Below are 16,029 nucleotides of genomic sequence, written 5' to 3'. Positions count from 1 at the left end.
ATTACCCCAATCTTTAGTGAGGAATTTATTATCCTTCATTCTTCATTTTCCCTTTCATCTTCTTCATCATTTCGGGCTTTTTCTGCATCATTTCTTCCATCATTTCAGGGTTTTCATCCATCATTTGCATCATCTTTGTTTTCATTTCTTTTTTCATCATTTTGTTTTTATGGATTTCATCCATCAGCATTTTACGACCCTCTTCACTCTCCATCATTTTATTGAGCATTTTAGATTGCATTTTTTGCATCATTTCAGGATTTTTTTCCATCATCATCTGCATATGGGATTGCATTTTTGCTTTCATTTCAGGATTTTTATCCATCATCATTTTCATATCTCCAGATTCCATCTTTTCCATATGAGCTTTCATCAATATCTTTTTAGCTTCTTCACTTTTTTCTGCCTCACTGATAAAATTGGTAAACTGAATAGGGTTTGAAATGATTTCTTGATAAATGGCACTTCTATTTTCATCAACCTGCATTGTTTCGGTGGCATTGAAAGCTGACTTACAGCTAACCACCGTACCGATTAATGCTATAACCAGTAGCGTTTTTACTATTGTTTTCATATTTTTCATTTTTATTAATTTTAAATTATTTATATACATTTTTTATGCTGATTCCTTGATGTTTTTGTAGTCAGTTAAAAACCATCTTTCTCCTAAAATGATAAGTGTCATAGCCACTAATGCAACAATTATGACTGTTATATCGGTGCTTGCTTTAATCCATAAAAAGGCACTTAAAACTATTATATCTAATAGTATTGCAATTATAATTATGGCTGAATTAACTTTAATTTCTTTTCTTAAATTTCGAAGTATACCCCATTGGATGCCGATGTCCATTACTAAATAAAATATTGCACCCAAAGATGCTATTCGACTTAAATCAAAAAATATAGTTAGCACAATTGCTATAACAGCAACGTAAACCAACATATGTTTTTGAATATTACCAGGCATTCCAAAATGTTTGTGCGGAATGAGCTTCATTTTTGTTAACATTGCTGTCATTCTTGATACGGCAAAGATGCTGGCTATAATTCCAGATATGGTAGCTACTATTGCTATACCAACGGTGAACCATAATCCGTATTGACCAAAAGCTGGCTTCGAAGCCTCGGCCAATGAATAATCCTTGGCTGCTACAATTTCTGAGATAGTTAAATTAGAGGAAACCGCAAATGCTACTAATAGATATATTATAGTACATATTGAAAGAGAAATTATAATTGCCCGGCCCACATTCTTTTTTGGGTTAACAATTTCCCCACCGCTGTTTGTAATAGTTGTAAATCCTTTATACGCCAAAATGGATAATGCCAATGCACCTAAATAATCTGTTATCGCATAATTTGTTGAATTGCTTAAAGAAATAGCATCTTGGAAAGAAAATCCAGCAGCCCAAAGAGCGCCTATTGCAAATATAGCGATACCTCCAACCTTAATGATAGCCATAATTAATGATGACTTTCCAATAATTTTATTGCCAGAAATATTAATTAGAAAGGCACCGACTATTAAGATTACACCTAGTATTGGCACCCAAACACTATTGTTGCCCACATTAAAAAGCTGTAAGGTATAAGAACCAAAAGTTCGGGCGACCAGACTTTCATTGATTATCATTGAAAACGCCATTAAAAGTGCACCTGATGCCGCAACAGTTCCTTTTCCGTAGGCTTTCACCAAATACATAGCTATTCCGCCAGAGGATGGAAATGCGTTTGACATTTTAATATAACCATACGCACTAAATCCCGAAATTATGGCTCCGGCAATGAATGCAAGTGGAAATAAATTACCTGACAGTTCAGCGACCTGACCCAATAAGGCAAATATTCCAGCACCAATCATTACACCGGTACCTAATGCTACAGCCCCTATTAATGATAGACTGTCTTTTTTATAGTTATTGTTCATATTTAAAACCTTAATGATAGTCCGCCACCTGCTCCAAAACGGTTATCGTAGCTTCCCATCAACGAAAAATTACGTGATAAAAAATATTCTATACCAGCATTCCAAACAACCTCATTTTCATAGTCTATACTTGTAGGGAAGTCATTTACCCATCCAAAATCTGCTTGATATTCATAATTTCCGAAAATGGCAGTTCGTGGAAAAATCATAATTTCACGACTTAAACTTATTTGAGGTCTTAACTTGTTATCTATCCGTACATCAAGATTAAATAAATAAGGCGTTAAAAATCGAATTCCGGCAATCGCAGTTGTCGATATTTCATCTAAACTGTCTTCCATTTCATTTTCTACGTTCACCCCAGCAAAAATTCTCAAATAATCGTGTAGGTATCGTTCGTATGTGATTTCCGCTTCTAAATTTTGATTCCAACCATATTCACCCTTGACATTGAATTGGTTCCGTATGTTCGAGGCAACATAATTAAATTCGGTCATATGCGACGCGACATCTAACATAGACCAAGAATAAAACATATCTGCTTCGCTTATCAATTTTGATACTGGAAATTCCGCCATTCTAGAATCTCGTGGAGTATCGTAACTTATTACTCTCGCCATACCACTCATCATGTGGTAAAGAATGTGACAATGAAAAAACCAATCTCCATATTCGTCGCCATTGTTGCCATAAAATTCTATGGTAATTTCTTGCATTGGCGGCACATTTACGGTATGTTTTAATGGTGAATATTCACCGTTTTCGTTAATTACCCTAAAGAAATGACCATGTAAATGCATTGGATGGTGCATCATGGTTAGATTATTAAAGGTCATACGAGTGACCTCACCACTACTAATTTTTATATTATCTGCTTCACTTAATGGAACACCGTTCATACTCCATATATACCGGTTCATGTTTCCTGTTAGATTCAAGAGAATTTTCTTAACAGGAAGGTCTTTACTGTACGTAGTGTTTTCCTTTGCTTTCAGGTATTCATAATTATATTCATCGAACATGTTCATGCCACTCATCTGCATAGCACTCATTTTGGAATGGTCCATTACTTTTTTGTCGGAAGGCATTTTTGAGTGATCCATAGATGTGGAATCGGATTTCATTTCCATATTTTCCATCTTCAAGTTATTCTCTTTCATCTTACCGTGATCCATTTTACTATGATCCATAATCACAGCATCTGTTTTCATGGTCATTTCATCCATCTGCATTCCATATTCTTCTTTCATCTCAAAACGGTCGTCCTCTTTGGGTTGGAATTTTAAAGCGTGCGCACCCATTTTCATGTCCATTTTCGCCATTTGCTGCATCATCTTTATTTTGTCTGGACGCGGAAGTTCTTTAGCTTTCAGTACTGTTCCTTCTCCAAAATAAGCTGTAGCTGTTCCCGAACCATCTTGTGCCATTGCCCTAAATTCAATTTTTCCATTTTGTGGAATCGTAACGATAAAATCATAAGTTTCTGCTACCCCAATAAAGGTTTTATTACGAGCTACAGGAACGACATCGAGTCCATCGGCAGATACTAATATGGGCAGCTCTCCTCCAAAGGTCATCCAAAACTGCGAGGAGGCAGAACCGTTGATGATACGCAGTCGGACTTTTTCTCCAGACTTAAATTCTGGATATTCAACCGTTTCTTTACCGTTAACTAAAAAAGCTGGATAGTATACATCTGCAATGTCTGCACCTTCCATTCGTTGTTTCCAAAAATTTAGTTGTGCACCAAAAGCTCCACGTGCTACAACCCTATTTAACGGTGTTGAAGTCCCTTTTTTCATCTGATACCACTCGTTGCCACGTTTTAAATTACGTAACACATTACGTGGTTTCTCATTCGTCCAGTCAGACAGCATCAAAACCAGTTCTTTATCATATTCAAGTGTTTGAGCTTTTGGCTGTATCACCAAAGAGCCAAAAACGCCACTCTGTTCCTGTAACATGGTGTGTGAATGATACCAATAAGTTCCCGATTGCCTGATAGGAAACTCATAAGTGAACGTTGTACCAGGTTTAATAGGTGGTGTTGTTAAATACGGAACACCATCTTGAAAATTCGGCAATAGTAACCCATGCCAATGAACTGAAGTTTCCATGCTCATTTCATTTTTAACATGTATAACTGCATATTCTCCTTCGGTAAATTCGAGTGTTGGTCCTGGTATGGTCCCATTCACGGTCATTCCCATAACTTCTTTACCTGCCTTATTAACCATCTCTTTCTTAATGGTCAAAGTGTATTCATGCACAGCTAAATGGTCTTTATTACCGTTTTTTTGCTGTGCAAAAATGGATTGAGAAACAATCAGTACTAGTAGTGAAATGTTGAGTATAAGTTTCATAGAATTACTATTTAAAACAAATTATCGTTTATTATGGATTTCCTTTGACGCTAATCGTTCATTTATTGATTTGTTAAATAATTAATGATCGCCGTTTGCGAATAATAATTATTTACAGATTCAATCTGGTTCATTTGAAATTTTAATTGTAACTCTTGAATATCTAAAACATCATTAAAATCTATTGTACCTGTCTCATAGTTTTTGATTAATATTTCTTCTGCATCTTTAGCTTGTTTAAGATTTTCAATTTGTGTTTCGTATTTAATTCGCGATTGATTTCGCTGGGACAACGCTTTGGCGAAAGCAGACTCCAAAACATTTGATCGCAATTCTTTTTTGCTCTTAATTTCTTGTTGACGGAGTTCATTTTGTTTTGAAATAGAGCTATATCTACTATTGAAAATCGGAATGGATACAGAAATCATTGGCATCAAAATATCTTTTCCATTTTCAGATAAGGCCATGTCAGTTCGTTCACTCACAGGTAGGTAATCTACTCCAACACCAATCATTGGTAAACTTTCTCTTTGATTAATTAGTTCAGATTTTATGACTGATTCATAAAGCTTATCATATTTGAGTAGTTCGGGGTTAAGTGATAACGCATCGTAACTAGTCATCAAATCTTCTTCGGGCAACTGTAAATTCTGTACTGTTTCTATTGCAAGACTATATGGCCTATTAAGTAAATTGTTGAAAGCTGCTTGAATTCCTAATGCTTGTTGCACCAAAACTTTTTTTTCTTGTACTAATTCATTTTGTCTTATTTGCAGACGTAGTACATCAACTGCAGAAGCTTTACCTACTTCTACTGAGGTAAGTGCAAGACGTTCATACGTTTCTAAAAGTTGAATGTTTTCATCTAGTATCGCTTGTTTTCTGCGTACCTCATAAAGCAAATAATATGTTTCGGCAACTGATAACGCCAATTTTCTCTTGGCAATTGTAACCTCAATGAACTCAGCTTCTGCCATTGATGATGCATAATTTTCACGTGCATTAATGGTACCGAACCAAGGTAGCATCTGTTTCAAACTAATTCTAGCACGTTGTGCTCCCACACGCGTTTCTGGTTCACTTACAAAGTAGCCAGCGCTAATTTCAGTACTGGGTAACCAATTTGCTTCTTCCACTCTTTCTTCAGCAATAGTATATCGAATATCGAAGGCTTGAATCTCTGGACTGTTTATTGTGGCCTCGTCTATATAAGTTTGTAATTGTTGTCCTTTAGCGAATGTTGAAACGAACAAAAGACCTATTATAATTATACAATTTTTCATTTGTTTGCTTTTTTAAGTTGGTATTCTTTTTTCCAGCTAAATAGTACTGGCACTAAGAAATATGATGTTATATCGATAATCATTCCTCCGAAAATCGGGATAGCCATCGGTATCATAATATCACTTCCTTTTCCTGTGGACGTTAACACTGGTAAAAGTGCCAATATGGTCGTTACTGTTGTCATTAAACATGGGCGTATTCTTTTACCGGCAGCTTCTAATGTTGCATGTCGAATTCCCTTCTTATCATTTGGATTTTCTCTGTCAAAAGTCTGAGTTAAATACGTGGCCATTACTACGCCATCATCTGTAGCAATACCAAAAAGGGCTATAAAACCTACCCAAACCGCTACACTTAAATTGATGGTCTTCATATTAAAAAGTGTTCGAAGATTCTCGCCAAATAAATTGAAATTGAAGAACCAATCTTGCCCATACAACCATATCATTATGAATCCACCAGCGAAAGCAACGGCTATTCCTGTAAATACCATTAGCGAAGTAGAAACTGATTTAAACTGAAAGTAGAGAATTAAAAAGATGATGACTAATGCCATAGGTACAACAATAGAAAGGGTTTTTTCTGCACGTAGTTGATTCTCATACGTTCCGGTAAAGCGATAACTAATGCCTTCGGGAACCAGTAAATCGCCACTATCTATTTTTTGCTCAATTAGTGCTTGTGCATTTTCCACCACATTTACTTCTGCAAAACCATCTAGTTTGTCGAATAAGACATAACCAATCAAAAAAGTATCCTCACTTTTTATTACTTGTGGGCCTTGCTCGTATCTAATAGTTACAAGATCCCCAAGTGGTACTTGACTTCCATTCGCAACAGGTACATAAATATTTCGTAAATCTTCTGGGTTTGCTCTTAGTTCTCTTGGGTAACGAACTCGAACTCCATATCGTTCTCGACCTTCTACTGTTTGTGTAAGAGGCATGCCACCAACGGCAACTTGAAGCACTTCTTGTACATCCATAATTGTAATTCCATATCGGGCTAATTGATCTCTCTTTATATCAATAAGTAAATAAGGTTTACCAACAATACGGTCAGCAAATACAGCTTGCTTTTTTACACCTTCTACTTGTTTCAAAATATCTTCAAGTTGTAAGCCAAAGGCTTCTATACTTTTCAGGTCAGGACCTTTTACTTTTATCCCCATAGGTGCTCGCATTCCAGTCTGTAACATTACAAGCCTTGTTTCAATCGGCTGTAATTTTGGCGCAGATGTAATACCTGGGAATTTGGTTACTTTAACTATCTCATTCCAGATATCATCGGGACTATTTATTTCTGGTCACCAGTTTCTGTAATATTCACCGTCATCATCGAGAATTAGGTCATGATGAGTTGCCGTTGTTCTCAAATTTGAAGCATCGTAGTTTGCATCAGCATCAGTTTTATTGTTCGGATTGATGATGAATTTATCATTTTTAAGTACAAAAAGGCCATCGTCATTTATTCGGTAGCGTTGTCGCTCCCCATCTGTATTCCGCATATATTCAGATTTATACTGAATCATATTCTCATACATCGATAATGGTGCAGGATCAAGGGCAGATTCTGTTCTACCTGCTTTACCTACAACTGTTTCAATTTCTGGAATACTGGCAACGGCCATGTCGAGTTGTTGTAGCACACGCTTGTTTTCCTCAACACCAGCATGTGGTAAAGAGGTAGGCATTAAAAGAAAGGAACCTTCATTAAGCGCTGGCATAAACTCTTTACCGGTATTGCGCATTATGACTATACCTAAAATCAAAACCGTGGCTGGAATCATTAAAAAAAGGATTCGGTTTTGAAGTGCCCAACGAAGGATGCGATCATAATACCTTTGGAAAACAGTAAACACACCTAGTAATCCAAAACAAATAAGCGAAACAAAAATTAGGTTCATTATAATACTACGGTCGAACCCGAGCGGACGCCAATATTCTGCCAGTAAGATTACAATGGCTACGGTTGAAATAATAATATTTATGAGGTTAGCTCGCTTGGCAGTAAATAAACTGCGAGAACGTAAGAATGCAACAACTCCAAATCCAATCAATATAAGACCTAACCAATAACCATAGGCGATTGCTATGATACCAAGAATAATGAGCACACCATTTATTATGTATAAAGAGCGTTCCTTAATGTTACTTTTTCTAAAAAGGAATGCTGCGATTGGTGGAATTAAAAAAAGTGCAATAATCAATGACGCCGATAGTGCCATTGTTTTGGTGAATGCTAGGGGGCGAAATAATTTTCCTTCAGCGCCTACCATAGTAAATACGGGTAAAAAACTGATAATCGTTGTTAAAACAGCGGTAAGTATAGCACCTGATACCTCGGCGGTTGCGTTATAAACTATTTCATTCGTGGTATATTCAATACCACTTTCTCGAAAACGTAACTTTTCATCCTCTAAATGTCGGATCATATTTTCGGCAAGTATGACACCAACGTCCACCATTGTGCCGATAGCGATGGCAATACCTGAAAGGGCAACAATATTGGCATCTACATTAAAGAGTTTCATCGCAATGAAAACCATGAGTACGGCAACTGGTAATAATCCTGAAATTAGAATGGATGCGCGAAGATTGAAAACCATTACAATAATGACCAAAAAGGTAATGAGAATTTCTAATGTTAGTGCTTCCTTTAGTGTAAATAATGTTTCTTGAATAAGTTCTGTACGGTCGTAAAAAGGAACAATGGTAAGTTGTGAAGTACGACCATCTGCTAAAACCTTATTAGGTAGTCCAGATGAAATTTCAGCAATTTGTTCTTTTACATTATTAATTACTTCTAGTGGATTTGCACCGTATCTAGCAACTACGACCCCACCAACAACTTCGGCACCTTCTTTATCTAAAATACCGCGTCTTGCTTCAGGGCCTAAATGAACATTAGCGATGTCTTTAATACGAATAGAGGTGAAATCTTCAGAAGTAACAACAGCATCTTCAATGTCTGAAATTGATTTTATATAACCCAAGCCACGGACTAAATATTCGGCTTGGTTCATCTCTAAAGTTTGTACACCTATGTCTTGATTACTTTGCTTGACTGCTTTTACTATAGCACTTAAACCAATATTATACTGGCGCATCTTTTCAGGGTCAACATCTATTTGATATTCTTGAACGTAACCGCCAATAGATGCAACTTCAGAAACACCACTTGCTGAGGCCAATCCATATTTTACATAGTAATCTTGAATACTTCGCAGTTCTTGTAAATCCTAACCTCCCGTAACATTACCATCGTTGTCCCGACCTTCTAAGGTGTACCAAAAAATCTGACCCAAACCTGTTGCATCGGGACCTAAAGCCGGATTAGCATCGTCAGGTAATAATCCGCTAGGTAAAGAATTTAGTTTTTCTAATATTCGGCTTCGGGTCCAATAGAATTCGACATCTTCTTCAAAAATGATATAAATACTAGAGAAGCCAAACATTGAAGAACTACGTATGGTCTTCACACTAGGTATACCTAAGAGCGCTGTAGTAAGAGGATAGGTAATCTGATCTTCAATGTCTTGTGGCGAACGACCTTGCCATTTGGTGAAAACAATTTGTTGGTTTTCTCCAATATCAGGAATGGCATCTACAGCTACAGGGTCAGAAGGTAGAATGCCGGTATCCCAATTAAAAGGGGTATTTACAATTCCCCAACCCACAAAGAGTGCGAGTAAAAGAACAGCAACCAATTTATTATCTATAAGAAACTTGATGCTTTTATTGAGCATATGAATTGAATATTAGACAGTTATATTAATATGATTTTGATAGTTTTCAAAAAAAAATAAAAACAACAAAACATGCCCAAAACAAAATTGCAAAGGGCTTTAATGTCCGATGTTTATCGGAAGTGTCTAATAAATCAAATTAAAAATGTCTGGTGCAGTACTTGCACATCCTGTTTGAGAAAGGGCGGTGCGTAATTTACAAAAGGAACTTCGTTAGTTTCAATTCCTTCAAAAAGATTGATGTAAGAAAATGTAAAGGAAGCAACAAAGATTTGTTGCTCTAATGTTAGATGGTCAAATGAAACTTTCAAATCTTCTTGACCTTCTATAATCAATTGTTTATCGGTACAGCAAGATTTTTCTGATGCAATAGAAGTTTCACAATTTGCAATAACCTGGGCTTTTTCCATGCCGCAAGATTCTACTTGATGAACAAAAGAAAAATCAACCAATGTATCTCCGCAATAATGCATGTCAACAGCAAAAGACATCGTAGTCATCAGAACTACGGCTGCCATAAAAACTGCTGTTATTTTATGCAAAATTTGTTTCATTCCATGCAAAACTAACAATTATTTTTACAAACTAGTGCTTTTTTGAATTAACAATTGTCTCATTACGCACATTACACCAGGTCAAATCAATTTATTTTTCAGTTATGAATATTGAAAAAATGTAAATAGGATTAATTTTATGTTACTCTATTCCTAAATGGTATTGACTTATATTTATACAACTAGGATGGTTAATGTTTTATATTTGTTCCTGTTTTTTACTATTTTCATTTTAAATATCTACTAGAATATAAAATATGATAAAAGCCAAGATTCATGATAAGGAAAAGGAGAGACTTACGCTTCTTAATTCATATTCTATCTTAGACACACTGCCTGAACAGGATTATGATAACCTTACGAAACTTGCTGCTGAAATTTGTCAAACACCTATATCATTAATTACTTTACTTGATGATAAAAGGCAATGGTTTAAATCTCACCATGGTTTAGCTGTTTCAGAAACTCCAATAGAGAATGCATTTTGTGCGCATGCAATTACCGGAAATGATGCCATATTCACAATGAACGACGCTAGAGATGATGTTCGTTTTCATGATAACCCTTTGGTTACCGGTGACCCTAATATCGTGTTCTATGCTGGTATTCCCTTAAGAAATTCAAATGGTTTACCCTTAGGTACTTTATGTGTAATAGACAGAAAGCCTCGAACTTTGACAGTCAATCAAAAAGAGTCGCTCCAAATTATTTCTGAACAAGTCATAAACTTATTAGAACTTAGAAGAAATAAGGTAGAGCTAGAAAAAACGCATAAGAAGCTTAAAAAGTTTTCTAAAAAATTAGAGAAAAAGGTTTTTCAACGGACAAATCAGTTAGAGATTAAGACTATTAAGTTAGAGTTGATGATTAATGATTTAGCATCTTTTAACCATATCTGTAGTCATGATTTACAAGAGCCTTTAAGAAAAATTCAAATGTTCATTTCTCAAGTAAGTGATACTGAATTCGATAATTTATCTGCTAACGGAAAACATAAATTAGAGCGAATTGACCTTTCTGCTGCACGAATGCGTAACCTTATTCAAGATCTATTGACCTACGGTTTTGCCGAAACAATTGACAATAGCTTAACGAATGTGTCATTTAAAAAGCTTGTTGAAGATGTAAAAGATGTTTTGAGTGAAGAGTTGAAAGAACACAAGACAGTTCTTAAAGTCTTAAACGATTGTGAGATTACGGTAAGGCCTATTCAGTTTAAACAGTTGTTATTCAATATATTTACGAACTCCATTAAATTCACTAAAAAGAATGAATTCCCTAAAATAGAAGTAAGCGGAGATATTATTGAGGGTAAATCATATCCTAATCTTGATTTATCCGAAGATAGTAAATATGCTCATATTGTTGTAGTCGATAACGGAATAGGGTTTGACCAGAAATATGAAAACAAAGTATTTGAAATTTTTCAGCGTTTACATAGTGATGAAGAATATCAAGGTACAGGTATTGGTTTAGCTATAGTGAAAAGAATAGTACTTACCCATAGAGGAAAAATTAGAGTAGAAAGTAGCCCTGGAAATGGTGCGAAATTTGAAGTTTTTATTCCGTTGGCCAAGAGCTAATTATAAAAATTTTTCAATTGAGAGTACTTATTTATGTGCTTAAAGAATTGAAATAGTCTTTTACTTCAATAATTCGTTTCTCTTTAGCTTCTTTGCTTAACCAACTTGCTTCAAAACCATTGATGGCTAGTTGCATTAATTGGTCAATATTTAAGTTTAGGGCTTTTGCTGTTTCATAATAATTTTCATTCATGTAACCGCCAAAATACGCTGGGTCATCAGAATTAATAGTAACTAAAATTCCTTTTTCAAGCATTTGAGCAACAGGGTGTTCTTCCATTTTTTGAATAACCTTGAGTGCAACATTACTAGTAGGGCAGAGGGTTAAAGCAATTTTCTCTTTTACTAATCTTTGCACTAAACTCTCATCATATAAACATCGATTTCCGTGGTCTATTCGAACGACTTTCAAAAGATCTAAGGCTTCCCAGATATATTCTGCCGGACCTTCTTCGCCAGCATGAGCTACCAATTTATAACCATTTTTGGCAGATGCTTTAAATACTTTTTCAAACTTACTTGGCGGATTTCCCATTTCAGAGGAGTCTAAACCTACGCCATCAATTAAATGCTTAAATGGGAGGGAAGCTTCTAATGTTTCAAATGCTGCTTCTTCACTTAAATGCCTCAAATAAGACATAATTAGTTTATAGGAAATGTTTAACTCGTTCTTGGCTTTTTCTAATGCTTTATAAATGCCATTAAACATTACATCAAAAGAAATACCTCGGTCTGTATGCGTTTGCGGGTCGAAGAATATTTCTACATGTACTACATTCTGACTATGCACTTTGGTAAGGTATGCCCATGTTAAGTCGAAAAAATCTTGTTCATGAATCAATACTTGTGCACCGGCATAATAGATATCTAAAAACTCTTGAAGATTATTGAATTGGTAGGCTTTCTTTAACGATTCAATAGAATCATATGTTAAGACAATATTGTTTCTTTCTGCTATCTTGAACATAAGTTCGGGTTCAAAACTTCCTTCAATATGCAAGTGAAGTTCAGCTTTAGGAATACCTTGAATAATTTTATGAAGTTCAGATGATTCCATTATGTCGGGCTTTTTGATTTGCTATAAACATAGTAAATATGTTTGGTATTTAAAAAGCATAATCATCTGTATTTTATCGGTTGTTACAATTACTTTTAAACCTTAATCCGTAATTAACTTAACAAATTCTATAGGTTCATATGCTAGATTAATTTTCATAGTATTTATTATACCACCATTATCTGAATAAAAAGCTAATTCAAAAAAATCTGGATTCAGTATTTGAGAACCATTTTTATCAAGCTTCATTTTGAATGTATTGTTATATAAATATTCGAGTCTATAAGTGATGCTTGGATAAGAAACATAAAGAACACCATTTAATTCCTTTATTTCTAATTTTCCATAACCCTGGTGGAAATATTTGCCGCAAAAATCTGATAATTTATAAGTTGGTTTTTTTTCTTGGGTTGTTGCATTTAGAACCTTGTCATTAGTGTAAATATCAGAAACAATAATAGGGTATTCACTGATTTCCATCTTTTGCATTTGTAACATCCTATTTGTTATTATATCTGCTATTATATATGGTAGTGTAGAATTTTGTTGATTGGTCAGTACTGTAATACCTAGTTTTTTATACGGATACAAAACAACGAGTGATGTAAAACCAGAAGTGTTTCCGCCATGATATACTTTGTAATTACCGTTTTTCGACTCCATTCTCCAACCGAATCCATCACCAAATAAGAAAGAATTTTCTTCTCTTTGCCCTAGTCTTATATTATGTATTGTGGTAGCGTCATAAACATAATTTTGGGGTATTATTTGATTACCCTCGAAATTGCCTTCGTTTAACCAAGTAATCATCCAATTGCCCAAATCGTTTGATGAACTTTTAATAGCACCAGCTGGACTATAATCAAAATAATTTTCAAAAGGAACATTTTTAATTTCTCCATGTAACAATCCATAGCCCAAAGAATAGTTGTTTTTGAATTTCATTTTTTGCACATCGGTATGCGAATTGGTCATATATAAAGGGTTAAAAATTCTACTTTCAATATTCTTGTCCCAACTTTGGCCAGAAACTTGCTCGGTAACTGCGCCAGCTATTGTATAGCCTGCATTACTATATAACCAACTATCATTGATTTTACCATTAGGCTTTAGATATTTTAGTTTTTCAAGAGCTTTTAATCTATTATTCTCAGGAAAAAGAACAAGAGAACCATCAAGATTTCCAATGCCGCTTTTATGGGACAATAAACTTTCTATAGTAATTAAATTGTCCATTTCATTATTGAAGAATTGAAGTTTTGGAATATAAAAAGATGGCTTTTGTTTTAAAGAAATACTATCTCTAGATGCTAAAATTCCCAATAAAGAAGCCGTAAATGCCTTTGTAACAGAAGCTACATGAAAACTTGTATTCTCAGAAACAGGTAGTTTGCTTTTTAAATTTCTGTAACCAAAACCTTTAGAATATATAATATTTTTTTTTTCTACAATCGATACAGATAAACCAACTGCATTATAAGATTCAAGTAAGGTTTGTATGTCTTGGTCAAGTCCCTTTAGTCTTTGAGCATCATTTTGGCCATAACATACGTTGGCGATAAAAAAAAGAAAATATAAGAGTGATGATTTGTTCATTTGTTTGCTTTTGAATGAGTTTTATATTAATTGGTTCCTTTACTATTATCTTGTTTGCATTGTTGTTTTATCCGTTTTAATCAATTGTTCAGGAGTAATCCATTTCCATGCAAACCAGATTATGATTACCAAAGTGCAAATCTCGATGAAGCTGAAAAAATAATAATGCAGCGTATTGTTAGCAGTTAATAAACTACCAATCTGAACAACAATCATTAAGACTCCGCAAACTATATTTAGTACTCTATTTTGTTTGTGGTTAAGTATTTTGGAGAGTACTATCATTAACATCGGGATCTCCATAATTATAGCAAAAGAGAGTAGAAATTTTTCGGTAAATAAAATGCCATCAATTTCGCCTATAAGTAACTGCTTTAAAAACTCTGAATAATACAGAGAGAATACATCACAGAAGATATAATTAACAGTTAAAAATATCCATAGAGTTGATAGTAGTTGTTTGGTATTTATGGTTCTATTGTTCAATGGTCAATATTTAAGTGTTTTAAAAATTAAAACCAACATGCAGCCCTGGCTCTCCGTAAAAGAATTTAGACCATTTATCATCTAATTGCTTAAATGAATCTGGCATTTTGGTGTGGTACGGTCTATGTGTTATGGCAATAGACGGTTCAATGAAAAAACTTCCTTTAAAAAGTTTTATGTGATACCCAATTCGATAGGTATTAAAAATTTGAAAGCCATTGTCAATTTTATCTTCATTTTCGTCAATAAAATTTTGCCAGGCATTCATAATATGAATTCCTGTATATAAACCTTTCCACCAAAACCGTTGATAGGCAAGTGCAAATCCTTTTTCTCGAATATACCCTGGGAAATTTTCGGCACTATCATTACGCGATTTACCATAGGGGATTCCTAATGGTTCAAAATATCGCCACGTTTTAAACTCGACAGCAATTACATCTTTGTGTGTTATGCGATACCCAAGATTAAGCTGATAAAAATCTGGTCGCTCATTTGAATCTAGATTAAAGAACATGAAGGGAGTGCTCCCTATAAAACATCTGTTAGTTTTGGTTTCCTCTTCTGTGTATTGCGCATTGAGATTTGATGAATTCATCAATAAAAGTGTCAATGCTACAATTAAAATGTTGTTCTGCATCATTATATGTTTGACACAAAACTAAACTCACTCGAGTGCAGAAAACGTTCACTTAAGTGAAGAAATGAAGACTATACTTTTTTATCTAGAATTCTAGATCTTATTCTACTTAATGATTGCGGCTTAACGCCTATAAAACTAGCCAGTTGATGTTGTGGAATTCGCTGTATAAGGTCGGGTCTGTTTTTTAATAAGTTTAAGTAGCGTTGTTCGGGAGAAGTAGTTTTGAACTGGTCAAAATCGATTTGCTGTTTCGCTAAAAGCTCTTCGGATAGTATACGGCACAAGGTCTCGAATTTAGGGAATTTATCAAAAATTTCACTCTCCATTTCTGGATTAGAAACTACTACAATAGAGTCTTCATTACACGCTATGAAATACTCAGATGCTTCACCACTAGTAACAATATTTGGTGTTACACCTTCCATTTCTGTATAAAAAGCGGTTGTTTTCTCTTCACCATTAATGATGTAGTAGGTTCGAATGCATCCTTTTAATACAAAATAGCCTTCTTTACTGTGCTGCCCTTGTTTGAGTAAAACTGTTCCTTTTTTTTTAGAATGAAAAATGTTTAAAGAAATTAAATTCTCCTTCTCTGCGTTGGAAAGGGTTATGTATTTTGAGATAAAATCAAATAATAAATCATGCATAATGTTCTGTTTTGATTTTTCAAAACCACCATTAATAGTACTAGTTACCAATTTAGAAATCCATTAAGATTTCATGATAAATTTTAAGCTTAAAAATTATGGTTTATTTGTTCACCTATATTATTAATTGATCAGTGT

At 34.5% G+C, this 16,029-nt stretch carries 11 protein-coding genes and 1 pseudogene; 1 reads left to right on the top strand and 11 read right to left on the bottom strand.

Translation table 11 applies throughout. From position 1 onward, the window contains the following. Positions 1-28: 28 nt before the first annotated feature. The 6 genes and pseudogenes from AAC084_RS19105 to AAC084_RS19080 all read right to left on the bottom strand — a co-directional run bounded on the left by AAC084_RS19105 (position 29) and on the right by AAC084_RS19080 (position 9,879). Positions 29-574: a hypothetical protein gene (locus tag AAC084_RS19105; protein ID WP_339841902.1), complete on the bottom strand. Its 546-nt coding sequence runs from the start codon at positions 572-574 to the stop codon at positions 29-31. Positions 575-616: 42 nt separating this feature from the next. Beyond that, the gene (locus tag AAC084_RS19100; RefSeq protein WP_339841900.1) at positions 617-1,930 is read right to left on the bottom strand and encodes an APC family permease; all 1,314 of its coding nucleotides are present in this window, start codon (positions 1,928-1,930) and stop codon (positions 617-619) included. A gap of 2 nt (positions 1,931-1,932) precedes the next feature. Further along, complete coding sequence (locus tag AAC084_RS19095; protein WP_339841899.1) at positions 1,933-4,293, bottom strand: multicopper oxidase domain-containing protein; 2,361 nt, start codon at positions 4,291-4,293, stop codon at positions 1,933-1,935. Positions 4,294-4,355: 62 nt separating this feature from the next. Next, positions 4,356-5,576 (bottom strand): TolC family protein, encoded by a 1,221-nt coding sequence (locus AAC084_RS19090; RefSeq protein ID WP_339841897.1) that lies wholly within the window; start codon positions 5,574-5,576, stop codon positions 4,356-4,358. Then, positions 5,573-9,325 (bottom strand): annotated as a pseudogene (locus AAC084_RS19085) (efflux RND transporter permease subunit). The gene AAC084_RS19090 and the pseudogene AAC084_RS19085 overlap by 4 nt, the downstream one beginning before the upstream one ends. 134 nt (positions 9,326-9,459) lie before the next feature. Next, a complete protein-coding gene (locus tag AAC084_RS19080) occupies positions 9,460-9,879 on the bottom strand; it encodes a hypothetical protein (RefSeq protein ID WP_339841896.1) in 420 nt (139 codons plus the stop codon). Between the two features lie 257 nt (positions 9,880-10,136). Here AAC084_RS19080 and AAC084_RS19075 point away from each other — a divergent pair, with 257 nt between their 5' ends. Continuing rightward, positions 10,137-11,462, top strand: a complete 1,326-nt coding sequence (locus AAC084_RS19075; protein ID WP_339841894.1) for an ATP-binding protein — start codon at positions 10,137-10,139, stop codon at positions 11,460-11,462. 31 nt (positions 11,463-11,493) lie between these two features. Here AAC084_RS19075 and AAC084_RS19070 read toward each other — a convergent pair whose 3' ends face one another. The 5 genes from AAC084_RS19070 to AAC084_RS19050 all read right to left on the bottom strand — a co-directional run bounded on the left by AAC084_RS19070 (position 11,494) and on the right by AAC084_RS19050 (position 15,891). After that, complete coding sequence (locus AAC084_RS19070) at positions 11,494-12,519, bottom strand: adenosine deaminase (protein ID WP_339841892.1); 1,026 nt, start codon at positions 12,517-12,519, stop codon at positions 11,494-11,496. A 102-nt stretch (positions 12,520-12,621) separates the two neighbouring features. Continuing rightward, positions 12,622-14,115: a serine hydrolase gene (locus AAC084_RS19065; RefSeq protein WP_339841891.1), complete on the bottom strand. Its 1,494-nt coding sequence runs from the start codon at positions 14,113-14,115 to the stop codon at positions 12,622-12,624. A 45-nt stretch (positions 14,116-14,160) separates the two neighbouring features. After that, positions 14,161-14,601, bottom strand: a complete 441-nt coding sequence (locus AAC084_RS19060) for a DUF6326 family protein (RefSeq protein ID WP_339841890.1) — start codon at positions 14,599-14,601, stop codon at positions 14,161-14,163. A 19-nt stretch (positions 14,602-14,620) separates the two neighbouring features. Further along, entirely contained in the window at positions 14,621-15,244 is a 624-nt protein-coding gene (locus tag AAC084_RS19055; RefSeq protein WP_339841889.1) for a hypothetical protein, read from the bottom strand. 68 nt (positions 15,245-15,312) lie between these two features. Then, positions 15,313-15,891 (bottom strand): Crp/Fnr family transcriptional regulator, encoded by a 579-nt coding sequence (locus AAC084_RS19050; protein WP_339841888.1) that lies wholly within the window; start codon positions 15,889-15,891, stop codon positions 15,313-15,315. Positions 15,892-16,029: the final 138 nt, after the last annotated feature.

The sequence above is a fragment of the uncultured Maribacter sp. genome, assembly GCF_963977385.1.
In the GTDB taxonomy this organism is placed as follows: domain Bacteria; phylum Bacteroidota; class Bacteroidia; order Flavobacteriales; family Flavobacteriaceae; genus Maribacter.
The sequence above is the reverse complement of the archived record's forward strand: the minus strand, read 5'-3'. Positions and strand labels throughout refer to the sequence as shown.